The organism is Caulobacter sp. 1776 (assembly GCF_040545685.1).
GTDB lineage: Bacteria > Pseudomonadota > Alphaproteobacteria > Caulobacterales > Caulobacteraceae > Caulobacter.
The window spans coordinates 48,059-70,818 of sequence record NZ_JBEPMI010000008.1 but is presented as its reverse complement, the minus strand read 5'-3'; the positions used below and the strand labels follow the sequence as shown (position 1 = coordinate 70,818).

17 protein-coding genes, 4 tRNA genes and 1 pseudogene are annotated in these 22,760 nt (G+C 66.5%); 16 read left to right on the top strand and 6 right to left on the bottom strand.

The window, feature by feature from the left end:
• Nucleotides 1–145 precede the first annotated feature (145 nt).
• The 15 genes and pseudogenes from glpX (at nt 146) to ABIC66_RS20900 (ending at nt 14,607) form a co-directional block, all read left to right on the top strand.
• The gene (gene glpX / locus ABIC66_RS20970; RefSeq protein ID WP_354072808.1) at nt 146–1,099 is read left to right on the top strand and encodes a class II fructose-bisphosphatase; all 954 of its coding nucleotides are present in this window, start codon (nt 146–148) and stop codon (nt 1,097–1,099) included.
• A gap of 164 nt (nt 1,100–1,263) precedes the next feature.
• Nucleotides 1,264–2,238 (top strand): class 1 fructose-bisphosphatase, encoded by a 975-nt coding sequence (locus ABIC66_RS20965; RefSeq protein ID WP_354072806.1) that lies wholly within the window; start codon nt 1,264–1,266, stop codon nt 2,236–2,238.
• Nucleotides 2,239–2,312: 74 nt separating this feature from the next.
• Nucleotides 2,313–4,130: a single-stranded-DNA-specific exonuclease RecJ gene (recJ, locus tag ABIC66_RS20960; protein WP_354072804.1), complete on the top strand. Its 1,818-nt coding sequence runs from the start codon at nt 2,313–2,315 to the stop codon at nt 4,128–4,130.
• A gap of 170 nt (nt 4,131–4,300) precedes the next feature.
• A tRNA-Glu gene (locus ABIC66_RS20955) sits at nt 4,301–4,375 on the top strand.
• Nucleotides 4,376–4,420: 45 nt separating this feature from the next.
• Nucleotides 4,421–4,495 (top strand) — tRNA-Glu (locus tag ABIC66_RS20950).
• 171 nt (nt 4,496–4,666) lie between these two features.
• Nucleotides 4,667–5,257 carry a stationary phase survival cold shock domain protein CspD gene (gene cspD / locus ABIC66_RS20945; RefSeq protein WP_354072802.1) on the top strand — a complete coding sequence of 197 codons (591 nt, stop codon included), beginning with the start codon at nt 4,667–4,669 and terminating at the stop codon, nt 5,255–5,257.
• Nucleotides 5,184–5,785 (top strand): annotated as a pseudogene (locus ABIC66_RS20940) (DUF192 domain-containing protein). Before cspD ends, ABIC66_RS20940 begins: the two are co-directional and overlap by 74 nt.
• Before the next feature lie 77 nt (nt 5,786–5,862).
• Nucleotides 5,863–5,939, top strand: a tRNA-Pro gene (locus ABIC66_RS20935).
• Between the two features lie 25 nt (nt 5,940–5,964).
• Nucleotides 5,965–6,270 carry an ETC complex I subunit gene (locus ABIC66_RS20930; RefSeq protein WP_354072800.1) on the top strand — a complete coding sequence of 102 codons (306 nt, stop codon included), beginning with the start codon at nt 5,965–5,967 and terminating at the stop codon, nt 6,268–6,270.
• A gap of 23 nt (nt 6,271–6,293) precedes the next feature.
• Nucleotides 6,294–6,370 (top strand) — tRNA-Arg (locus ABIC66_RS20925).
• Nucleotides 6,371–6,518: 148 nt separating this feature from the next.
• Nucleotides 6,519–7,100 carry an RNA polymerase sigma factor gene (locus tag ABIC66_RS20920; protein WP_354072799.1) on the top strand — a complete coding sequence of 194 codons (582 nt, stop codon included), beginning with the start codon at nt 6,519–6,521 and terminating at the stop codon, nt 7,098–7,100.
• Nucleotides 7,075–8,025: a FecR family protein gene (locus ABIC66_RS20915; RefSeq protein WP_354072797.1), complete on the top strand. Its 951-nt coding sequence runs from the start codon at nt 7,075–7,077 to the stop codon at nt 8,023–8,025. The genes ABIC66_RS20920 and ABIC66_RS20915 overlap by 26 nt, the downstream gene beginning before the upstream one ends.
• 112 nt (nt 8,026–8,137) lie before the next feature.
• Nucleotides 8,138–10,906 carry a TonB-dependent receptor domain-containing protein gene (locus ABIC66_RS20910; RefSeq protein ID WP_354072796.1) on the top strand — a complete coding sequence of 923 codons (2,769 nt, stop codon included), beginning with the start codon at nt 8,138–8,140 and terminating at the stop codon, nt 10,904–10,906.
• 75 nt (nt 10,907–10,981) lie between these two features.
• Nucleotides 10,982–13,051: a hypothetical protein gene (locus ABIC66_RS20905; protein WP_354072795.1), complete on the top strand. Its 2,070-nt coding sequence runs from the start codon at nt 10,982–10,984 to the stop codon at nt 13,049–13,051.
• A gap of 56 nt (nt 13,052–13,107) precedes the next feature.
• A complete protein-coding gene (locus tag ABIC66_RS20900) occupies nt 13,108–14,607 on the top strand; it encodes a tryptophan halogenase family protein (RefSeq protein WP_354072793.1) in 1,500 nt (499 codons plus the stop codon).
• Between the two features lie 193 nt (nt 14,608–14,800).
• Here ABIC66_RS20900 and ABIC66_RS20895 read toward each other — a convergent pair whose 3' ends face one another.
• From ABIC66_RS20895 to ABIC66_RS20870, 6 genes are all read right to left on the bottom strand, one after another.
• Nucleotides 14,801–15,538, bottom strand: a complete 738-nt coding sequence (locus tag ABIC66_RS20895; RefSeq protein WP_354072791.1) for an NADPH-dependent F420 reductase — start codon at nt 15,536–15,538, stop codon at nt 14,801–14,803.
• A 2-nt stretch (nt 15,539–15,540) separates the two neighbouring features.
• On the bottom strand, nt 15,541–15,996 hold the full coding sequence (locus ABIC66_RS20890) for a MarR family winged helix-turn-helix transcriptional regulator (RefSeq protein WP_354072789.1): 456 nt from the start codon (nt 15,994–15,996) through the stop codon (nt 15,541–15,543).
• A gap of 382 nt (nt 15,997–16,378) precedes the next feature.
• A complete protein-coding gene (locus ABIC66_RS20885; RefSeq protein ID WP_354072787.1) occupies nt 16,379–16,936 on the bottom strand; it encodes a cytochrome b/b6 domain-containing protein in 558 nt (185 codons plus the stop codon).
• Between the two features lie 284 nt (nt 16,937–17,220).
• Nucleotides 17,221–17,688 (bottom strand): ferritin family protein, encoded by a 468-nt coding sequence (locus ABIC66_RS20880; RefSeq protein WP_354072785.1) that lies wholly within the window; start codon nt 17,686–17,688, stop codon nt 17,221–17,223.
• Nucleotides 17,689–18,030: 342 nt separating this feature from the next.
• A complete protein-coding gene (locus ABIC66_RS20875; protein WP_354072783.1) occupies nt 18,031–18,378 on the bottom strand; it encodes a gamma-glutamylcyclotransferase family protein in 348 nt (115 codons plus the stop codon).
• 126 nt (nt 18,379–18,504) lie between these two features.
• Complete coding sequence (locus tag ABIC66_RS20870; protein ID WP_354072781.1) at nt 18,505–19,458, bottom strand: LysR family transcriptional regulator; 954 nt, start codon at nt 19,456–19,458, stop codon at nt 18,505–18,507.
• Nucleotides 19,459–19,735: 277 nt separating this feature from the next.
• On the opposite strand from ABIC66_RS20870, the gene ABIC66_RS20865 reads away from it, so the two are divergent.
• The gene (locus ABIC66_RS20865; RefSeq protein ID WP_354072779.1) at nt 19,736–22,702 is read left to right on the top strand and encodes a TonB-dependent receptor; all 2,967 of its coding nucleotides are present in this window, start codon (nt 19,736–19,738) and stop codon (nt 22,700–22,702) included.
• Nucleotides 22,703–22,760 lie beyond the last annotated feature (58 nt).

Below are 22,760 nucleotides of genomic sequence, written 5' to 3'. Positions count from 1 at the left end.
GATCAGATCGGGCAAAAGGGCTCTGAGAACTAAATCTTGGCTATTTTGATCGTCGCCTTGCGACGCTCCAAAATAGCCGGGAGGCGGGCGCCGAAGGCGACATTGGGAACAAGGTCTCCTTTTCCGGGGAGGCCGGGAGAGACGGATGAGTTCGAACACCCTGGACCGATCGCTGGTCCTGGACGCCGTTCGCGTAACCGAAGCCGCCGCGATCGCCTCGTGGACGATGCTGGGGCGCGGCGACGAGATGGCCGCCGACCAGGCCGCCGTCGACGCGATGCGAAACGCCTTGAATGAGCTGAACATCGATGGCGAGATCGTCATCGGCGAAGGCGAGCGTGACGAGGCGCCGATGCTCTACATCGGCGAGAAGGTCGGCACGGGAAAGGGGCCCAAGGTCGACATCGCCCTCGACCCGCTGGAAGGCACCACCCTGGCCGCCAAGTCACAGCCCAACGCCCTGACGGTGATGGCCTGGGCGCCGAAGGGCACGCTGCTGAACGCCCCCGACACCTATATGGACAAGATCGCCTGCGGTCCGGGCCTGCCGGCCGGGGTGATCGATCTCGACAAGTCGCCGGCCGACAACATCAAGGCCCTGGCCGAGGCCAAGGGCGTCGCGCCGAGCGAGATCACGGTCTGCGTGCTGGATCGCCCGCGCCACGCCGAGATCATCGCCAATGTCCGTGCCGCCGGCGCCCGCATCCATCTGATCACGGACGGTGACGTGGCCGGGGTGATCAACACCACCGATCCCTCAACCGGCATCGACCTCTATCTGGGCTCGGGCGGCGCGCCGGAAGGCGTCCTGGCCTGCGCGGCCTTGAAGTGTGTCGGCGGCCAGTTCCAGGGACGCCTCCTGTTCCGCAACGGCGACGAACGCGCGCGCGCCGCGAAGTGGGGCATCACCGATCTCGACAAGAAGTATGACCTGCATGAGATCGTCCGGGACGAGGCGATCTTCGCCGCTACCGGCGTGACACGCGGCGGTCTTCTGGATGGCGTCGTCTATCGCGACGGCTGCGTCCACACGCACACCCTGGTGATGAACTCCTCGACGGGCACCGTCCGCGAGGTCCGCATGAAGCGGAAGGTGTAGAGCGTGGCAGCCAAAAGTGTGAGCGGTTTTGGCGGCCGCCACGCTCCATATGTTTGAGACGGAGCCTGTCCGTTTCTGCTGGCAGAAACGGACAGGCTCTGAAACCTTCCTGTCACGGCCGTCCTGTAGAGGCGGCCGTTCTGCTTTCTGGTTTCGAGGTGTTCATGACTTCCTTTGTCGACTTGGCCGCATGGCTCGCGGCGGAGCCGGCGGACGCCGCCCTCAAGGATGTCGTCCAGACCGTCGCGGCGACCTGCGCCCAGATCAGCCGCGTCGTCGCCTCCGGCGCCCTGTCGGGCAGCCTGGGCGCGGCCGGCAGCACCAACGTGCAGGACGAGGAGCAGAAGAAGCTCGACGTCATCACCAACGACATGCTGAGCGAGGCCTTGAAGGACTGCGCGCCCGTCGCGGGCTTGGCGTCGGAAGAGCTGGAAGAGATCGAGCCCACCGGCCGCGTCGGCGGCTATCTGGTGACCTTCGATCCGCTGGATGGCTCCAGCAACATCGACGTCAATGTCTCGGTCGGCACGATCTTTTCGGTGCTGCCCGCGCCGGCCGGCCATGCGCCGACGGAAGGCGACTTCCTGCAGCCGGGCCGCAACCAAGTCGCGGCCGGCTACGCCGTCTACGGACCACAGACCATGCTGGTCCTGACCTTGTCGAGCGGCGTCAACGCCTTCACGCTTGACGCCGACGGCCGCTGGCTGCTGACCCATCCGGCGCTGGCCGTGAAGGCCGATACGGCCGAGTTCGCGATCAACATGTCGAACCAGCGTCACTGGGCCCAGCCGGTACGCCGCTACATCGACGGCTGCCTGCAAGGCAAGGACGGCCCGCGCGGCAAGAACTTCAACATGCGCTGGATCGCCTCGATGGTCGCCGACGTCCATCGGATCATGATGCGCGGCGGGGTCTTCATGTATCCGTGGGACGCTCGGGAGCCCGAAAAGCCCGGCAAGCTGCGTCTGATGTACGAGGCCAACCCCATGGGGTTGGTGGTCGAACGCGCCGGCGGCAAGGCCACCGACGGCGTCACCCGCATCCTGGACATCCAGCCGACCAAGCTGCATCAGCGGGTGCCGGTGGTGCTGGGCTCGGCCAACGAGGTCGAGGCCGTCCGGGCCGAAATGCAGGCCTGAGGGCGTCCCGACGTCCGGGACTGTCGTCGCCACGTCGCATGGAGCGAATCCGCGTTAACGGATAGTCTGTGCGGATGGCCGCTGACGGTGTTTCCAATCTTGTCTCCGACGCTTTCCTGGGCGTCGAACGCTCGCTGAGCGGTCGCGCTTGGCGCGAGCGCCCGGCGGATCTCGCGGTCGTGCGCGACATCCAACAGCGCCATGGCCTGATCGAGCCGCTAGCCCGGGCCCTCGTCTCGCGCGGGGTCCTGCTGGACGACGCCGAGCACTATCTGCGCCCGACCCTGAAGGCGTTGTTCCCCGATCCGTCCAGCTTCACCGACATGGACCGAGCGGCTGAGATCCTGATCGACGCCCTGGAGCGCGGGCGACCGACCATGGTGTTCGCTGACTACGACGTTGATGGGGCCACCAGCGCCGCCCAGTTGGTGCGGTGGTTCCGCTACATGGGCGTCGAGCTGCCGATCTATATTCCCGACCGCCTGACAGAAGGCTATGGCCCCAGCCCGGCGGCGTTCCGCACGATCCGTGAGGGCGGGGCCGAGCTGGTCGTGACCCTGGATTGCGGCGCCGCGGCGTACGACGCCATCAATAGCGCCGCCGAGATCGGCCTCGAGGTGGTGGTCATCGATCACCACCTGATGCGCGAGGATCCGCCAGCCGCGGCCGCCGTGGTCAACCCCAACCGCCCCGGCTGCCAGAGCGGGCAGGGGGTCTTGGCCGCCGCCGGCGTTACGTTTGTCCTGCTCGCGGCTCTGAATCGCGAAGCCCGCAAGCGTGGCCTGTTCACCGACGAACGTCCGCAGCCGGATCTGCGCCAATGGCTGGATCTCGTGGCCCTGGGTGAGGTCTGCGACGTCACCCAGCTGGTTGGCTTCAACCGCGCCCTGACGGCGCTGGGCCTGCGGGCCATGGGCGCGTGGGCCAATCCGGGGCTGAAGGCCCTGTTCGCGGTCGGCAAGGGTTCGGGCGATCCGTCAGTGTTCCACGCCGGCTTTATCCTTGGTCCTCGGATCAACGCCGGTGGCCGCATCGGACGCTCCGACCTTGGCGCGCGCCTGCTGTCGACGGACGATCCGCTGGAGGCGGCGGCCCTGGCCCAGGAGCTGGATAGCCTCAACACCGAGCGCAAGGCCGTCGAGGCCGCCGTGGTCGAGGAGGCCGCGGCCGTGCTGGAGCGTGGCAACTTCAATCCCGAAGCGCCGGTGATCGTCGTGGCCGGCGAGGACTGGCATCCCGGCGTGATCGGCATCGTCGCCGGCCGCCTGCGCGAGCGCTATCGCAAGCCGGTGGTGGTGATTGGCGTCGACCGCGCCGCCAATGTCGGCAAGGGCTCTGGCCGCTCGCAGCCGGGGGTGAACCTCGGCAAGGCCATCCAGGCCGCGTTCGAATCGGGCCTGCTCATGGCCGGAGGCGGCCATGCCATGGCGGCGGGCCTTTCGATCCGTCCCGAGATGATTCCCGAGTTCCGCGCCTTTTTGGAGGAGCGCCTGGCCGAGGAGATGGAAGCGGTCGGCGTCGAATCGGTCGAGATCGACGCCCTGGTCCAGCCGCGCGCGGCGACGCGGGCGCTGCTGGACGACTTCCAGCGCCTGGCGCCGTTCGGGCCCGGCAATCCCGAGCCGATGTTCGCCCTGACCCAGGTGCGCCCCGACCGCGTGTCGGCTTTGAAGGGAGGGCACGTCCGCCTCGACCTCGTCGGTCCCACCGGCGACCGGATCAAGGCCGTTAGCTGGCGCAGCGCCGAGACCCCGCTCGGCCAGCGGCTGCTGGCTGGCGGCGGAACCCTGGACGTCGTGGGCAAGCTGAAACCGGACGACTACATGGGCCGCAACGGCGTCCAGCTGGAGATCGAGGACGCCCATGATCCCAGAGCGCGCTACGCGCTCTAGATCTTGATATCCTTGAGCCAAACGCTGTTTGGCTCAAGGGGCGCGCTACGCGCTCTGAAGGCTTTCGGGCCGGGATCTGGCCGGCGATGTGGGCGGACTGAAAAAACGGCTTCGAGCGGGTTGCGCACCCCAAACGACGCGGCTATACACCCGCTTCCTCGCGGGGCCGTGGTCCCTTCGTCTATCGGTTAGGACGCCAGATTTTCAATCTGGAGAGAGGGGTTCGACTCCCCTAGGGACTGCCACCCGCGAGGCCAATATCTCGACGATGTTCCGCTTCGGCGTGACGTGGTCCCTTCGTCTATCGGTTAGGACGCCAGATTTTCAATCTGGAGAGAGGGGTTCGACTCCCCTAGGGACTGCCATCTTCGGCTGTATTTCAGAATTGTTTCCAAGTGTGGCCGCGACGAAATGTCGCGGATCGCCTCCGCGCGTCGTTTTGACGTGATTTCGTCATTGACGGCTCTCGTTACGCGAGAACACTGTTCTCGTAGTGCTCGCTCCGATGGGCTGATTGGGCGAGCCAGAGGGGTGGGATGTCTGGTTATGATTTCGAGGACGCTGCGGCGCACGAAGAGTTCGTGCGCATCAGTGGGAGGGTGAAGTGGTTCGACGCCGGCAAGGGTTACGGGTTCATCGTACCGGATGATCCGGGCCAGACTGGGCTGAAGGACGTACTTCTGCATGTGACGTCGCTGCGTAACTGCGGCCGCGAAACCGCCATGGAGGGGGCGGTGATCGTGTGCGACGTGGTGCGAAGGCCGAAAGGTTGGCAGGTCTGCGAGGTCGTCGATCTCGACGAAAGCTCCGCGCCGGCGCCGCTCGAGCGTCAGAAACGGACCTTCGCCGACGGCCCGCCGCGCCGCGATCTCCTGCGGGAGGGGCACGGGCGCCATGCCTTGACGCCCGAGGGACCGGCCGAGCACGCCAAGGTCAAGTGGTTCAACCGCACCAAAGGCTATGGCTTCGTGATTCGCGACGCCGAGCCGGGTGACATCTTCGTGCATATCGAGACGCTCCGTCGGGGCGGGCTCGAGGACTTGCAGCCAGGCGATGACGTCTTGGTGCGGTTCGCGCGGGGGCCCAAGGGCTTGGTGGTTGCGGAAATCACGGCCGGCGACGCCTGACTTTCGCCGCCTCGGCCCGGAAGCTAGTCTCGTCGAGAACTGGTTTTCACCGAGGCGCGCGTGGCTGAACGAATGATCGATAGGCGGGGCCTGCTCGCCGGGCTGATGCTTGGCGTCTGCGCGGGCGGAGAGGCCCTGGCCGCGCCCAAGCCGGAGACGGTCGAGATCGTCACTGGCCGTGGCCGCGTGCGCTTTCAGGTCGAGATCGCCGCCACTCCCGGCGAGCAGAGGCGCGGACTGATGTTCCGCACGGCGCTGGCGCCGGATCGAGGGATGCTGTTCACCTATAAGCGGCCGCAACCGGCCGCCTACTGGATGAAGAACACTCTGATCCCGCTGGATATCATTTATATTCAACCGGACGGGAAGATCTTGTCGATCGTCCGCAACGCCCGTCCGCACGACGAGACGCCGCTGCCGTCCGGCGGCCTAATTTTGGGCGTGTTGGAGATCGCCGGCGGCCGCGCGGCGCAGCTGGGGATCCTGCCGGGCGATCGCGTGCTGCACCGGATCTTTCCAAAGGGGTGATCAAGACTCGAAGTTGGGGCGCGGCCTTTGTTGATCCGCGCGCCGAACCCCTGTAGAGCACGCGCCTGCCGATGTTTCGGAGCGTAGCGCAGTCTGGTAGCGCGCCTGGTTTGGGACCAGGATGTCGCAGGTTCGAATCCTGCCGCTCCGACCATCGGCAAGGTATTTGGGAGAGGTCCATGCTGGCCCGCATCTATCGCCCCGCCAAGAACGCCATGCAGTCCGGCAAGGCCAAGACCAAGGACTGGGTGCTGGAGTTCGAACCTGCCTCGGCCCGCAAGCCCGATCCGCTGATGGGCTGGACCCAGTCTAGCGACATGAACGGCCAGATCCGCCTGACCTTTGAAACCCGCGACGAGGCGGTGGCCTACGCCCAGCGCCACGAGATCGCGTTCCAGCTGTTCGAGACCAAGGCCCCAAAGCGGATCATCAAGGCCTATGCCGACAACTTCTCGGCCACCCGCAAGCAGCCCTGGACCCACTAGGACTTTCGCGGACGGCTCGGCGCGCGCCCTTAGCTCAGCTGGATAGAGCACTCGCCTTCTAAGCGAGCGGTCGCAGGTTCGAATCCTGCAGGGCGCGCCACCGCCGTTTGTACGCCACAGTACGATCCGGCACGCTAGAGTCGCAGAAATTCGGTATTTGCAGCCCTCGCTCACCGAGATGGATGTTTGACGGAAAATTTCCGCCCGTGCATCGCTGATAGTGAAGACCGAGCAATGGGCGAGGGAGCATGTCGGAGGGACGCGCGCGTGTCGTGGCCTGGCTGGGGCGGGAGATTCTCCCCCACGAAGGAGACCTGCGCGCCTGGCTGCGGCGCTCGTTCGCCGTTGCTGGAGACGTCGACGACATCATTCAGGAAACCTATTGCCGCCTGGCCGGCCTGACCCATGTCGACCATGTCGATCAGCCGCGCTCCTATCTCTTCCAGACCGCCCGCAATGTCGCGCTGGAGCAAATTCGGCGCGCGCGCGTGATCCGGATCGAGACCGTCAGCGAGATGGATTCTCTCAATCTCATGCACGACGCCCCCTCGGCCGAACGCGTGATTTCGGGACGGCGGGAACTCGAGCGAGTCCGCTCGCTGATCGCCGTACTGCCCGAGCGCTGCCGACGCATCTTCGAGATGCGCAAGATCGAGGGCGTGTCCCAGCGCGAAATCGCCCGACGACTGGGCGTGACCGAACACGTCGTGGAGAACGAGTCGGTGAGGGGGCTTCGCGCCATTCTCGCGGCAATGACCGAACAGGAGCGCCCCTCCGGGGCCAAGGGACCGAAAGAGAAGACCGATGGTCGAACGCGAAAGCGCCGCTGACATCGAGGCGGACGCCGCCCGATGGGTGGTCCGCGTCGATCGTGACGGAGACGATCCCGCCGTCCGCGCCGACCTGGAAAGCTGGTGGGCCGGCGACCGGCGGCGCGTGGGCGCCTATGCGCGGGCGGAGGCCGCGTGGCTTCATCTTGATCGAGCCCAGGTCTTCGCGATCGAAGCGCCGGATCAACCCGCCGGGAAGTCTGGCACGCGCCGGAGCGTGATGGCGGGCTTCGGGATTCTGGCGGCGGGCGTCGCGGTCGCCGTGGTCGCGCCACGCTTGCTCTTCCGGCGCTATGGCACCGCGCTGGGCGAAATCCGCCACCTGCCGATGGCCGATGGCTCCATGGCCGCGATCAACACTGATTCCGCGCTTGAGGTCGCCATGCGCCCTCGCCTGCGCGCCGTGCGACTGGATCGCGGCGAGGCCTGGTTCGAGGTGGCCAAGGATGCCGAGCGCCCCTTCGTGGTGGAGAGCGGGCCGGTGCGCGTGCGGGCGGTCGGCACGGCCTTCTCCGTGCGCAGGCGCGAGGCCGGCAGCGACGTCCTGGTCACCGAAGGCGTTGTCGAGGTCTGGACGAAGGGCGGCAAAACCCCGCCCCGTCGGGTTTCCGCCGGCCAGCGGGTGTTCGCCGACAACACCCTCGGCATCCTGACGCCGCCCAAGGCCGAGGTCGACCTCAATCGGCAGCTGGCCTGGCGCGATGGCCAGATCGTCCTGGATGGCCAGACTCTGGTCGAGGCCGCCGCCGAGTTCAACCGCTATAACAGGCGCAAGATCGAGATCGCCGACGTGCGACTGGCCGACGCGCGCTTCGTGGGTTGGTTTCGCACGAGCGATCCCGAGGGGTTCGCCCAGGCGGCGGCGACCACGTTCAAGGGCAGCGTCAGCGTCAGTGACGACGCGATCGTCCTTCGGGGCGGCTGAGACCCTCGGAAAGAAAAACCGGCGATTTCTGACGGAAGCCAGGGGGCCGCGCATCGTTTCAAATAGGCGCTCCAAGAAGCGTCGTTTGAACCGATACAGAGGGAGGGGGCGCATGCGGGCGACGCGTGATAGCCACAACAGGTCCTATTGGATGCTCGCGACCGGCGCGACGGCCCTGATGGCCGCCGCCGGGGCGCAGGCCCAGGTGCGCAAGTTCGATGTCCCGGCCCAGCCGGCGGTCACCGGCATTCCCCAGTTCGGCCAGCAGGCGGACCTGCAGATCCTGGCGCCTCAGGCCGCGGTTCAGGGCAAGCGCGTCAACGCCGTGCGCGGCGCCTACACGGCCGAGGAGGGACTGACGCGCCTGCTGAACGGCGTGGGCCTCGCCGTCGCCTCCAACAACGGCCGCACGGTGGTGCTCGATCAGTCCCCACAGGCGAACCCGGCCAACGACCCGGCGCCTCCGCAGGACCAGACGGTCGTCCAGGAAGTCGTGGTCACGGGGCTAACCTCGCGCAATCGCCCGCTGATCACGGCCTCGGCGGACATCACCCTGGCGACACGCGCCGACATCGAGCGCAAGGCGCCGCGCTCGACCGCCGACTTGCTGGAGCTTGTACCCGGCATCTTCGTCGAGGGCACCGCCGGCGAGCTGTCGAACAACTATTCAGTGCGCGGCCTGCAGGGCGGCGGCCAGCGCTTCATCCAGCTGCAAGAGGACGGCCTCCCGATCATCTATCAGGGCGGCGGGGCGGACTTCTTCTTCTCGGAGGACGCCACGATCGACCGGCTCGAAGCGGTCAAGGGCGGCACCTCGGGGATCCTGACCGTCAACGGGGCCGGCGCGACGGTCAACTTCATCTCGCGCAAGCCCAATTTCGACAAGCCCGAGGGGATCGTGCGGGCCACGGGATACAATTACGGCCTCAAGCGCGGCGACTTCTACTATTCGGCGCCCATCGCCCAGAACCTGGCGTTCAATGTCGGCGGCTATGTCCAGAGCAGCCCCGGCGTGCGCGACAACACCTTCGACTATGACGGCTACCGCCTGAAGGCGATGCTGGAATACCGCTTCGATGGGGGCGGATACCTGCGGGTGACTGGCAAGATCGGCGACATGAAGGCGGCCTACTATGCCGACCAACCCTACGCCTACAGCAACGGCAAGCCGCGCGGCGTTCCCGGCCTGGACACACAGTTCGGCAATATCGGCGGCGACGCGTTCAACCGTATCTCCGTGCCGGTGTCGACCTTCGTCGAGAACGACGGCTTCCGCGATTTCCGGCTCAGCGAGGGCGTGCGGGTCAAGACCAAGCAGTTGCGCGTCGACTTCGAAAGGCCGCTCAGCGACAGCGTCGAGATCTTCGCCCGCGCCCGCTACCTGGACCTGAAGGACGACTTCAACGGCCTCTTTCCGGGCTCGGGCACGGGCAATGCGGGCCTGACGAGCGCGATGAACTACCTGATCCCCGGCGCGACCTCGCCGATCAACAACCTGCTCACCGCGGGCCTGGCCGCCTACCCCGCCACGGTGCGCTTCGGCGCCAAGAACCTGCGCACCGGCGTGGTCATCCCGTCGAGCGACGTCGCGACCCTGAACGCCCTGAACGGCAATGGCTTCCTGCAGGAGACGACGCTCAACCACGACTATCAGTCAGGTCACGATTTCGGCTCCAACATCGGAGCGCGCTGGGAATATCAGGGCGACGGATTCAAGAACTCCCTGACCGGAGGCGTCCAATATTATGACGTCAGCCGCAGCCAGAACCAGTCGGCGGTGGCGACCGTGGTCAATGACGTCCGCACCAACAGCGACATCTACGACATCGTCTCGCTCGACGCGAACAACCAGGTCATCGGGGTGCTGAGCGACAACGGACTGGTGTCGTACGGGGACTGGGGCGCGGGCATGCGGCGACGCACCGACAAGTCGGTGTCGCTCTACGCCAACGACGAACTGGCGATCGGCGACAAGATCCACATCGACGGCGGCGTGCGCTGGGAGAGCGACAAGGCCCGATACCTCGAGGGCAACGCCGCGGCCGTCAACCAGCCGGTGCAGCCCGGGGTGATCGGCGTGGTGCGAACCGTGGGCTCGACCTTCGACGGCAGGTATACCGAGAAGCGCAAGACGCAGGACAAGGTCGCCTGGACCGTCGGCGCCAGCTATCTGCTCACGCCGCACTTCTCGGTCTATGGCCGCTACGCCAACGGCTTCCAGACCAACAACACCGATCCGATCACCAAGATCGAACTCTACGAGGCGGGCGTGCGCTTCGAATACGGCCGCGTCCTCAGCGCGTCGGCGACGGTGTTCCGGACCAATTTCGACAACCAGTTCTACAACTTCATCGACCCGTCCGACCCCACCAAGCAGACCAGCTATCTGGCCGACCTCCGGACCAAGGGGGTGGAAATCGACGCCCTCGTCCGGCCCGTCGACTGGCTTTCGGTCAACGTCACGGGCGTGCTGCAGGACCCGACGCTCAACAATCTGAGCCTGAACGGCGTGGCCCAGCCGACCTATGACGGCAATCGCCCCGAGCGGACGCCGGCCCGGCTGTTCACGATCACCCCGGCCATCAAGCTGCCCAACGACCGAGGCGAGATCTATGCGCGGTACAAGTACGTCGGCAAGATCTACGCGGACGCCGGCAATGGGGTGGCGCTACCGTCCTACGGCGTCACTAGCGCGGGCGTCACCCTGAACCTGAAGGACAATCTGCAGGTCAATCTCAACGTCGACAACATCTTCGACGTCATCGGCCTGACCGAGGGCAATCCCCGTCAGGGCCAGACCCAGAACGCCTCCTCGGGTTATTTCTACGCCCGCGGCATCGTGGGCAGGACCTATGGCGGCTCGCTCACACTCCGCTTCTAGAGCGCGGGACTAGGAGCAAGGCGGCGGACGCGCAAAGCGTTCCGCCGCCCCCTTTTGGGCGGTTGGAGAGGCTGCATGTTCAGAGATTTTCGATGGGCCGTCGTCGGCGCCGTGCTCTCGCTGACGGCCTCGGGCCAGGCCTTGGCGACGCCCGACCTGGCCTACCAGTTGACCGAGGGCCAGAACCTCAACGCCTTTGTCCGGGAAGACACCGTCGCCGCCCACCTGCTGCTGCGCAACGGCGAGGACCCCCGCATCCTCGTCGCCTTCCCGGCCGGCAACAGCGGCGCAGGCCTGTGGTTCGAGCGCACGGCCCATCCCGCCACCTGGCGACTGGACCAGCCGCCCCGGCCCGTCCGTCGCGGCGGGCTCAACGGCGTGGTCGTCCGCGCCAGCCTCGACGCGCCACGGCTGGTCGCCAAGCAGGCGGTTCTGTCGAATGTGCGCTATCTGCGGGACTACCAGGCGGTCGGCGACTTTCCGGCCGAGGTCGCGGTCAAGCCCAAGATCGACGGCGACACCCTCACCTGGCGGCGTCCACGCCTGGATGGCGGGCCCGGCTATGAGCTGGTCGTCCGGGTCATCGGCGGCCGCGTCGACCAGGGCGCCATCGTCGCCGGGCCGGACGGGCGGATCGCGCTGGAGATCACGGCGCTGACCGGCGACACCCCGCTGACGCCGCTGCCGATCGCCCAACTGCTGAACGCCGAGGCGGCGGCGGACCCGGCGGCGCGCAGCGCCCTGGCCTTCTTGAGCTATCGCGAGAAGTTCCTCGCCGGCTCCTGGCGCTTCAACACCTATTTCGGCCGCGACACCCTGATGTCGGTGCGGCTGCTGGCGCCCGCCCTGCGGCCGGCGGCGGTCGAGGCGGGCCTCAACGCCGTGCTGGCCCGCCTGTCGCCCGGCGGCGAGGTGGCGCACGAGGAAGGAATCGGCGAGTTCGCCGTCATCCAGAACCGCAAGGCCGGGCGCGACGGCGACGCGGCCGAGCTCGACTACGGCATGGTCGACGACGACTACATGCTCGGCGCGGTCGTGGCGGACTACCTGCGGGGGCCGGGGCAAGCACGGGCGCGGACCTGGCTGGCCCAGCCCCTGGCGAGCGAGAGCCAGCCCGGGGTCCGCGCGGCGACCGGCGCCATGCTGGTGAGCAACCTGCGTTTCGTGCTGCACCAGAGCCGTGGCTTCGCCGACGCCCCCGCCGCCAGCACGTTGATCGCGATCAAGCCGGGTCGGACGACCGGAGAATGGCGGGACAGCAACGAGGGGCTGGGCGGCGGCGTCTACCCCTATGACGTCAACGCCGTCCTGGTCCCGGCGGCGCTCGAGGCGGCCGACCGCCTCTTCCGCGCCGGCCTGCTGGATTCCTATCTCTCGGTCGAGGATCGCGTGTTGTTCGGCGACGCCGGCCGTATGGCCGGGGTCTGGCGCGCCAAGGCGCCGCCCCTGTTCCGGCTCGAACTGCCAGCCGCCGAGGCGGCGGCGTCGATCCGGTCCTACGCCGACAGCCTGGGCCTTCCCGCGGGCCCGGCCCTGCGGGCCCTGGATCAGAAACCGCTCGTGTTCCACGCCCTGTCACTGGAAGCCACGGGCAAGCCCGTGCCGATCATGAACTCCGACGAGGGCTTCGCGCTGCTGTTCGGCCATCCGTCGGCGGCGGATCTCGACACCTACGTCACCGCGATCATGCGCCCCTTCCCGGCCGGCCTGATGACCGACGTCGGCCTGGTGGTGGCCAACGCCGCGTTCGCCGGCCCCGAGGTCCGGCCGCGTTTCACCCCGGCCGCCTATCACGGCGCGGTGGTCTGGTCCTGGCAGCAGGCGCTGCTGGCGGCGGGGATCGAACGACAACTGGCCCGCCGCGACCTTCCCGCGGCCACGCGCGGTCGCCTGACGGCCGCCCAAGGCGCGCTTTGGCGCGCGATCATCGCCACCCGCGACGTGCAAAGTTCCGAACTCTGGTCCTGGACGTTCCGCGAGGGGCGCTACATCGTGGCCCCCTTCGGCGCCGGAAAGGCCGACGCCGATGAATCAAACGCCGCGCAGCTGTGGAGCACGGTCTATCTGGCGGTGCGGCCGCCGGCGGCGCGGGTTCGCCCTCGGTACGAGCCGACCCCGGCGGGCAAGGCCGCGGGCGTGAGGTAGAGGCGAGGCGGCGGGCCGGCGAATTCCATCCAGCCTCCATCGGGAAGAGAGGTCGCATGAACCGCATCGCAAGGGTCGTGATCCTGGGCGGCGGAACCGCCGGATGGATGACCGCGGCGGCGCTCTCGCGCTGCTTTGGTCGGTCGCTGCGCATCGACCTGGTGGAGTCGGATGCGATCAGCACGGTGGGCGTCGGCGAAGCGACCATACCGACGATCCACTGGTTCAACGAATTGGTCGGCCTCGACGAGGCGGCGTTCGTGCGCGCGACCCAGGCCAGCTTCAAGCTCGGCATCGAGTTCGTCGATTGGCGGCGTCCTGGACATCGCTACTTCCACCCGTTCGGCCGTTACGGCGTCGAGCTGGACCAGGTTCCTTTTCATCAGCATTGGCTGAAGGGCCGTGCGGACGGCGGCCAACACCCCCTGGCGGCGTTCTCGCTGGCCACGGCGCTGGCCGAGGCCAACCGCTTCGCCAAGCCCGTCGCCGATCCCCGTTCGATCCTCTCGACCCTGGGATACGCCTATCACTTCGACGCGACGCTCTATGCCGGGCATCTGCGCCGCCTGGCCGAGGCCGCCGGCGTGATCCGTCACGAGGGCAAGGTCGCGACGGTGGAGCGTGATCCGGAAAGCGGCTTTGTCACCGCGTTGGCGACGGAAGAGGGCGCGCGGATCGAGGGTGAGCTGTTCATCGACTGCTCGGGCTTCAAGGCGATGCTGATCGGCGAGACGATGGACGCCGCGTTCCAGGACTGGTCGCACTGGCTGCCCTGCGACCGCGCCGTGGCCGCGCCCTGCGCCCGCGTCGCCGAGACCACGCCGTACACCCGGTCGACCCTACGCCCGGCGGGCTGGCAATGGCGCATTCCCCTGCAGCATCGCACCGGCAACGGCTATGTCTACGCCAGCGCCTTGGTGTCCGACGACGAGGCGGCCGCGACGCTGTTGCGAAGCCTGGACGGCGATCCGCTCGCCGATCCGCGCTTCCTGCGCTTCAAGGCCGGGTTTCGGCGTGAAAGCTGGCGGGGCAATGTCGTCGCGATCGGTCTGTCGTCGGGCTTCCTGGAGCCGCTCGAGTCGACCAGCATCCATCTGATCCAGAGCGGCATCGCAAAACTGATCACGCTTTTTCCCGACCGCGATTGCGACCCCCGCCTGGCTCGCCAGTTCAACACCTTGTTTGCCCGCGACATGGATGGAATTCGCGACTTTCTGATCCTGCACTATCACGCGACCGAAGGGCACGACGCGCCTCTATGGCGGCAGGCTCGCGCCATGGCGCTGCCTGACACCTTGATCGACAAACTGGCGCATTATCGCCGCTCAGGCCGCCTGATGCTGACGCCCGACGAGCTCTTCCGCGAAGCCAGCTGGCTGGCTGTGCTGGAAGGCCAGGGCGTTTCCGCCCAAGGGTACGCGCCGTTGGCCGACACGCTCGATCCCGCGCAAAACCTGCGGCAACTGAACGATATCGCGTCGATCATCGCCCGCGCGGCGCCGATGCTTTCTCGCCATGACGCCGCGATTGGCGAACTGATCCGATCGGCGAGGTAAGTCAGGTTGCTAGCAGCGGCGCGGGACCAGCGCCAACTTGCGTCAAGCAACAGCGTCTGAATGTCCGCTGCCTGACCGTAGGCCAAGGTCTGGAATTGGCGCTCGGCCGCCGCTGAAGCTGACGCCGCTCACTGCCGAGGCGGGCGGCGACCGGACTTGAAGAGGCCTGGTCGCCGCCGCCCGAGACGGCGGATTAAGCGGCCGACATCGACCGGTTCGTCGCAACGATCTCGGCATGCGTGGGAGGGGGGCGGCGGGATATCAGGTTCGCCAAGATCGCATCGCGGCGGCTGCCGGCCTGCGCGGCGTCTGCGGCGGCGAGCGCCGCACGCAGAACTGGGGCGGAAAGCTCGGTGCAGTAGGCCGGATTGCCAGGCTGCTGGCGCCAAGACTGCGACAGCTGGCCAGCGTCGACCGGGTCGAAGCCAGTGGCGTTGACCAGCTGGCTGACAAGGTCCTTGCCCGCGGGGGCATTGCCAGCGACGGGCACAGCGAGGCGATCATCGGCGCCTTCGGGCTTACCGTGGTGGGCGAGCGTGTAGCTGAGCACGGCGTTCCAGGCCTTGATCACAGGGCGGCCGAGCTGCTCGCTGACCCAGACGCTTTCTGGGACCCCACCATCGAGAGCGGCGATCGCGCCGTCCCGGAAGGGATAGTAGTTGGACGTGTCGATGACGACCGTCGAAACCGGAAGGCTCGCGACGGTCGCCGCCAAGCTGGTGACGGCCGTCAGGGGCGTCGAAAGGATCAGCACGTCGACGCCTTCGACCACCCGCGTGGCCGTGAAAGCCTGGGCGCCCAGTTGAACGGCCTCCGCGGCGATTGTCCCGGGGTCACGGGACGCGGCGACCCTGATCTCGTGACCCGCCGCGCTGAGCTTTCCCGCGAGGGTCTTGCCGATTTGGCCAAAGCCAATGATGGCGATCTTCATGCCTAATGTTCCTCGTGATCTTGGTTGTTCGGCGCCGACGCCGGCGCCGGGTGAGCCAGATCATCAAGCGTGGCCCGCAGCGCCTCCTGGTCCTCGTCAGTGAGGCGGCAAGCCGTCTGGATCTGGCCCGTGACGGCGCGCACGTCGTTATCCATGGCCCGGGCGCGCGGCGTCAGGTCGACCAGGACGCGTCGCTCGTCGGTAGGGTCGCGCCGACGCCTCACCAGGCCTTCGCCCTCGAGCCGCTTGACCAGGGGGGTGATGGTACCGGTGTCCATGTCCAGGCGCGCGCCGAGCGCTCCGACGCTGAGCGGAGCGGCGTCGAGCAGCTCAAGTATGGCCAGGTACTGTGGGAAGGTCAGGCCCAGAGGCTCCAGGACCGGCTTGTGCAGGCGCGCCATGCGATTCGCCGCGCTGTAGAGCGCGAACGATAGCTGCTGTCCGACGCTCCGGCTCACGGCCAACTCCAAAGCCAATATTATCTAGTGCGCTAGATAATATTGGCGCGAGCTGATACAAGGCTGTTCCTGTCCGAACCAACCGCGGACAGCCCCTTCCGCCAGTTCCTGAACGGTGCGGCTACGGGCAAGGCAGAAGCGATCGTTGTCGTCCAGCCGCCGCTCGCGCCCGCCGCAAAGCTCGCGCATCTGAGGTCTCGGAAGGGGCGAAAGCTGTCGCCGGTTCGCGCCTTGAATGTCGCCTAGCTGGAGGTGCACCGACGTCCGCTCCTGGTGCCAGCCGCCTCCAGGTCGTGAACGGAAAAGTGCATCCACACTTCTCCGCTTGGAGTAACGCTTTTACGACCTGGGGCGCAGCTAGCGATCTGCCGCGCCTCTAGATTCATTTCGGCGGTGACTTGGGCGCGCCCAGGATCATGAAGCGGGCCAGGGGACGCTTGAAGAGCAGCAAATAGGTGACGTGACCGGCAACCAGAAGCATCAGGCCGTTGCCGAACAGTTCGTGGATTTCGCCGAAAGGACTTTCCTCGCCGTCCTCATCCTCTTCACCACCTTCGCGCTCTCCGCGCCTGTCCCCTTGCGCCACGGCAGGGGCGGTTGTGTCGATCGAGGCTGGCTTGAGGGCTCGTCCCCGATCCATCGCAATGCCTGTCGCGGTTACCCCGATCAGGCAGGCTGCGATGCCAAGCAGCAGGACCCGACTGATGGCCGGATGGGTGAAGGCGTTGTCGAGCTTGAGGCCATGAATCTGCGGATAGAACCGCATGAGCCCCAGTTGCGGCGCCCCCGTCAGGGCCATGACGACCCGCACCAGGATCACAACCGCGACGCCATAGCCCAGCCAGGCATGAACAGCGCCCCATTCGGTGCTGAAATAGGCCGCTAGCACCAAGACGGCGAGCACGGCGTGGTAGGCCCGAAGGCGCGTCATGACCGGCATGGCCAGCCCTTTCTAAGCGTTTGAGAAGCGATACGGTCGCGCCAAGAGCCGCAAGCGGCGCGCGATCCTTGAGACTGTCGGGAAGGCGATGCGTCGGCGGCCGGATACTGTCCGAGCGCCGCCAACGGCCTGCCAGTGATCAGACCCCTTTCGGGTCCGACCGCCTGGCGTCTCGCATAAGATCGCCGTCTGGAATGGCCGCCTAGATAACGTCAATTCGCCGGGGCGTGGGACGTTCCGCGCCAGCGGCCGCCTCGGCCACAATCTGCCCGAGGCGCTTGGCGTTACCTGCCGGCCAGCTGGTCGTGAGCGGCCTTGTAGCGGGCATAGTGGTCGCCCTCGTCGGCGGCGATCTGACGAAAGAGGGCGGCGGTCTTCAGGTCGCCGGCCTTCTGCGCCTGATCGGCGAAGCCGATATACATGGTCTTGTTCTCGTACTTTTCGCCAGCCATGGCGTCGAGCAGGTTGGCGGCGTTGGTGCCGTCAAGCTTCAGGGCGTCGGCCTCGCGCGCGAAATGCTCGTTGGCTTCGACATTGGCCGAGTCCTCGAACAGCTTGGCCAGGGTTTCATTGCCGCCTTCGCGGGCGACCTCGGCGTAGCGACGGTACTTGAGGTTGGCGAAGGCCTCGCCGTGCATGGCGGCCTGCAGGTTCTCGCGGGTCTGGGGCGACAGAGTGTCGGCGGCGAAGGCTGGACCGGTCGAGACGATGGCGGCCAGCGCAACGGCGGCCAGAAGCTTGGTCAGGGTCATGGAAAGTCTCCGAGGGCGCGCAGTTCGCGCTCCGCCAACCTCCGCCCGCGGCCTGACGAAAACCTGACAGGCCAGGCGATCGTAAAATTGGCGTCCGTCAGGTTTTCGTCAGCCGCCGCAGTCAGCCTGGCGATTAAGGAGCGCCCGCTCCGGATTTCAACGGAGAAAGTCCATGCGCAAATTGTTGATCTCGGCTCTGTTTTATTCATCTGCGCGCGCCAACGAATCCATTACACCTGCCCGGATGAGCGTCTGGAAACCGAAATGACGTGAAGTTCGGGCATGGCGGTCATTCGACTAGACCGTTCTGGGTCTACAAAAAATCTGCTTCTGTGAAGCTGTCTAAGCCTGAACGTAGACGAAAGCGTTCTTGCCCGACTTTAGCCGCACGGCCACGCGCTTATAGTCCGAGACCTCGTATTGGTCGGCCGCCGCCAGTTCAGCGGCGGTGATTTCAAAAACCGCGCCGTCAATAGCGTCTGTCGGATCGTCGCTAGGCAAGACGATGGGATGGTGATCGACGCCGCTCGCGGCGATGACCTGCGGATCAGTGATCCTGACCATCTCGCGGCGATAGCCGGGTAGGACGTCGGGACCGCCTTCCAACATTCGCCCGAAGGTCTCGATCTGGACGCTGCGAAGTTGCAGGGTGCCATACGAGAAGAGATAGATTGGGCTTGCGTCGGTCACGTGCGGGTTTCCTGACGTCGAATGGCCGGCCGTGGCGTTATATCCGAGCTCATGTAGAGCGGTCGAGGTGCCGGTTTCGTCGCGATCTACACAGCGTCCGTCTGCTCGCCGACGACAATCCTTTGTCTAGGGTTTCGGGCTCAGGATCCCGCTCAAAGCCAGCCCCAGGACCGAGCCGAGCTCCCACGCGGCGGGATGTTCCTGACGCAGTTTGACGCGCTGGAACAGCATCAGCTTGCGGCGGATCGAGGGGGCAATCAGTGGGATAAGCTTGATCCTGTCGGTCTCGTAGCCCCGGGCGTAAAGCCGCGGGATCACGCCCAGGGCTAGGCCTGCGCCGACAAGACCGAAAAGCGAGCCGACCTGGTCGACCCGAAAGCGTTGCGACGGCGAGAGGTTGTTCTGGCGCATGGCCGCCGAGCTCAGCTCGCCGATGCTGCCGCCCGTGAAGTGAACGATTTCGCCGCCCTCCAAGGCGCTCCAAGGCAGGGTGGTCATGTCGGCCAAGGGGTGATCGGCCGGCGCGACCAGCATCATCTCGTCTTCCATGACCAGGGTGGCCTCGAGATCGTCCTCGGCGCGTCCGAGCACGCCGATGACGAGGTCGAGCGCGCCCGAGCGCAGATCCGCCATCAGCGCGTCGTTCTTGCCGTCGCAGAGATGCAGGCAGAGGTCGGCGCGCTCCAACCCCAGCTTCGCCACCGCGTCGGCGGCCGCGGGGATCGCCGAGGGGATCGCCCCGATCCGCACCACCGCCTTGCCACGTGTGGCGGCGTCGCTCATGTCGACAAAGGCGTTGTCGGCCGTGGTCAGAAGTCGACGTGCGTGCGGCAGGAAGGCCGCGCCGGCCTCGGTCAGGGCGACGTGGTGGGTGCTGCGGTCGAACAGGCGCAGGCCCATATGCTCCTCGATCTGTCGGATCGCCGCGCTGAGCGCAGGCTGCGACACCGTCATCCGCTCGGCGGCGCGGCTGAAGTTGGCCGACTCCGCCAAGGCGGTGAAGAACCTCAGTTGGCGGAGGGAAATGGCCTGGATGCGGGCCGAGGGGCGGGGGAGCGTGGCGTTCGAAAGGGGCTGCACGGCGGGCTTCCAGAAGGGCTGGATCGCGCCGCTCGAATGGCTATAAGCGCAATCTATAGCGAGATAATTACAAAGAATTTCCCTTTCTAAGAGGGCTCGCTAGCGTGGCTTCATCGCGCTTCCACCCAGCAGTATAAATAAAGGGCAGGGAAGATCGAAGTCGTGCTCAAAGGAGTGCGAATTTTGATCATCTCTACTTATCGGGGTGAACAACGATAAAGAGAAAAGGCCGGGAGGGCTGTCGGCGAAGCGCGCCAACAACCAAGGGGGTTCTTCGATGTCGTCCTTCGCCGGTTTCGCGCCTGATCGTGTTTTCGTCCGCCGTCACTCCAAGGCGTCCTGGCTGGGCATCGCCTCCACCGCCGTGCTGGCGGCCCTGGCCTGCGGCGGCGGCGCCGCCGCCCAAGACGCTCCGAGCGACCAGGTCGAGGCGATCGTCGTGACCGGCTCGCGCATCAAAAGCCCCGACGCGACCAGCGTCAGCCCGGTCAGCACGGTCGGCGGCAAGGAAATCGCCCAGCGCGGCGTTGTCCGAGTCGAGGACCTGATCAACACCCTGCCGCAGGCCTTCGCCGACCAGGGCAGCGGCAACCGCGGCGGCACCGTCGGCGCCAGCGGCACGGCGACGATCAACCTGCGCAACCTCGGCAACCAGCGCACCCTGGTGCTGATCGATGGGCGCCGCCTGATGCAAGGCGATCCGGCCCGCTCGGCGGCCCAGGCGGCCGATATCAACAATATCCCCGCCGCCCTGATCCAGCGCATCGATGTGGTGACGGGCGGGGCTTCGGCGGTCTACGGCTCCGACGCACTGGCCGGCGTCGTCAACTTCATGCTCAAGCGCGACTTCGAGGGCGTGCAGCTGGACGTGCAGGGCGGCCTGTACATGCACGAGAACCGCAACGCCATCGCCTCTGTGGCGAAGGCGGCGGGCCAGACGCCGGCCTTTGGTCGCGAACTCGACGGCGAGCAGCAGAGCTACTCGATCGCCGCCGGCAAGAACTTCGCGGAGGGCCGCGGCAACATCACGGGCTTCTTCAGCTACAAGGAGATCGACGGCGTCGGCACCAAGGATCGGGATTTCTCGACCTGCAACCTGTCGGCCACGGCGGCCGGCTACGCGTGCTCGCTGTCCAGCGCCACCTATCCGGTGCAGTTCCAGCTAACCAATCCGACCACCGGCGCGACCCGCGGCAGCTACGCCCTCGAGGGCAATACGCTGCGGACCTATCGCACCTCGGACGGCTTCAACAACGGCAATACCTACGATCTCCAGTCGCCGGACAAGCGCTACAACGCCGACCTGTTCGGTCACTACCAGATCTCGGACAAGGCCGATGTCTATGGCGAGCTGATGTACATGCACGACGAGGCCGACATCAAACTGTCGCCGACCGCCGTGTTCACGGTCTCCGAGAAGATCAACTGCGATAACCCGCTGATGTCGGCTCAGGAAAAGACCCTGATCTGCACCTCGGTCGGACTGACCGATGCGCAGAGCGCCAACGTCATCGTCTCGCAGCGCAACGCTCTGGGCGGTTCGCGCCACGACTACACCGGCCACACCTCGTATCGCGGCGTAGCGGGCCTGCGCGGAGACCTGACGTCCCGCTGGCGATACGACGTCTATGCCCAATACGGCCGCACCGACTACAGCTCGCGCCTGACCGGCGACTACTCGCTGGCCAAGTTCGCCAAGGCTCTGCGGGCGGTGACCAACAGCAGCGGTCAGATCGTTTGCGAGTCCGTGGTCAACGGGACCGATCCGTCCTGCGCGCCGATCAATTTGTTCCAGGTCGGCGGCATTACCCCAGCGGCGCTGAACTACGTGCAGAACGTCGTCCGCCGGAAGGGCTACACCGAGGAGAGCATCCTCAGCGGCGCCGTGACCGGCGACCTGGGGCTGACCAGCCCGCTGGCCGGCCATGCGATCGGCGTGGCCATCGGCGCCGAATACCGCAAGGAGAAGATCAGCTTCCGGCCCGACACCTTCTACAGCTCCCGCGACGTCGCGGGGAATTCGGGCGGCGAGTTCCCGATCGCCGGGTCGTTCGACGTCAAGGAAGCCTACGGCGAAATTCGGGTTCCACTGGTGGAAGGCAAGCCCTTCTTCAAGAGCCTGTCGGTCGAGGGCGGCTTGCGCTACTCCGACTACAGCACAGCCGGCGACACCTGGGCCTATAAGGCCGGCGGCGAGTGGACCCCGATCAGCGACATCCGCCTGCGCGGCAGCTATCAGCGCGCGGTGCGCGCCCCCAATCTGGTGGAACTGTTCGGCCCGCAACGGGTCGTCACCGCGGCGATCACCGACCCGTGCGAAGGCGCGGCGCCGAAGGCGACCGCCGCCCAGTGCGCGCTGTCGGGCGTGACGGCGACGCAGTACGGCGCGATCGCCCCGGCGGCGGGCCAGCAATCCGGCGCCATGGTCGGCGGCAATCCCAACCTGGATCCCGAAACCTCGAACACCAAGTCGTTCGGCGTCCAGCTGCTGCCGCGCTTCCTGCAGGGCCTGAGCGTGTCGATCGACTATTTTGACATCGACGTGAAGAAGCTGATCACCACGGTGCCGGCCAGCATCGAGCTGAACCAGTGCATCAACGCCGGCATCGCCTGCGACCTAATTAAGCGTAACGCGGCGACCGGCTCGCTGGTCACCAGCGGCTACGTCATCACCACCAGCGTCAATGCCGGCTATCTGAAGACCAAGGGCTTGGATTTCGCGGCCAGCTATTCGCATGCGCTGCCCGAGTTGTTCGGCAAGGACATGGGTCGTCTCGGCTTGAGCTTCGCCGGAACCAAGACCAATCGGTACGAGGTCCAGATCCTGCCTGGACTGGCCCCGTATCGTTGCGACGGCCATTTCGGCGTCACCTGCGGTCAGCCGATCCCCGAATGGCGTCACCGCCTGGTCGCCGACTGGACCTCGCGGGGCGGCGTGAACCTGTCGACCACTTGGCGCTACATCGGCGGTGCGACGAACGACAAGTCCAGCACGTCGATCTATCTGGCCGGAACCTACCAGCCGTACGACCTGAAGATGCCGAGTATCAGCTATGTCGACTTCGCGGCCTCGGCGAACGTGACCGAGAAGGTCACCGTGCGGGTCGGGGTCAACAATGCCTTCGACAAGGACCCGCCGCTGACCGCCAGCACGGGCGGTCAGACCTCGAACGGCGCCTTCTTCGCGGGGATGTACGACTCGCTGGGCCGCTACATGTTCGTCGGCGCGACCGCCCGCTTCTAACCGAACGGGGGAGGGGCGTACTTCCTCCCGCGTCCAGGCCAAGGATCTCCCATGCTGC

Coding starts and splice junctions, on each gene's coding strand:
- glpX (WP_354072808.1), top strand. CDS start 146: ATGAGTTCGAACACCCTGGACCGATCGCTGGTCCTGGACGCCGTTCGC.
- ABIC66_RS20965 (WP_354072806.1), top strand. CDS start 1,264: ATGACTTCCTTTGTCGACTTGGCCGCATGGCTCGCGGCGGAGCCGGCG.
- recJ (WP_354072804.1), top strand. CDS start 2,313: ATGGCCGCTGACGGTGTTTCCAATCTTGTCTCCGACGCTTTCCTGGGC.
- cspD (WP_354072802.1), top strand. CDS start 4,667: ATGTCTGGTTATGATTTCGAGGACGCTGCGGCGCACGAAGAGTTCGTG.
- ABIC66_RS20930 (WP_354072800.1), top strand. CDS start 5,965: ATGCTGGCCCGCATCTATCGCCCCGCCAAGAACGCCATGCAGTCCGGC.
- ABIC66_RS20920 (WP_354072799.1), top strand. CDS start 6,519: ATGTCGGAGGGACGCGCGCGTGTCGTGGCCTGGCTGGGGCGGGAGATT.
- ABIC66_RS20915 (WP_354072797.1), top strand. CDS start 7,075: ATGGTCGAACGCGAAAGCGCCGCTGACATCGAGGCGGACGCCGCCCGA.
- ABIC66_RS20910 (WP_354072796.1), top strand. CDS start 8,138: ATGCGGGCGACGCGTGATAGCCACAACAGGTCCTATTGGATGCTCGCG.
- ABIC66_RS20905 (WP_354072795.1), top strand. CDS start 10,982: ATGTTCAGAGATTTTCGATGGGCCGTCGTCGGCGCCGTGCTCTCGCTG.
- ABIC66_RS20900 (WP_354072793.1), top strand. CDS start 13,108: ATGAACCGCATCGCAAGGGTCGTGATCCTGGGCGGCGGAACCGCCGGA.
- ABIC66_RS20895 (WP_354072791.1), bottom strand. CDS start 15,538: ATGAAGATCGCCATCATTGGCTTTGGCCAAATCGGCAAGACCCTCGCG.
- ABIC66_RS20885 (WP_354072787.1), bottom strand. CDS start 16,936: ATGCCGGTCATGACGCGCCTTCGGGCCTACCACGCCGTGCTCGCCGTC.
- ABIC66_RS20880 (WP_354072785.1), bottom strand. CDS start 17,688: ATGACCCTGACCAAGCTTCTGGCCGCCGTTGCGCTGGCCGCCATCGTC.
- ABIC66_RS20865 (WP_354072779.1), top strand. CDS start 19,736: ATGTCGTCCTTCGCCGGTTTCGCGCCTGATCGTGTTTTCGTCCGCCGT.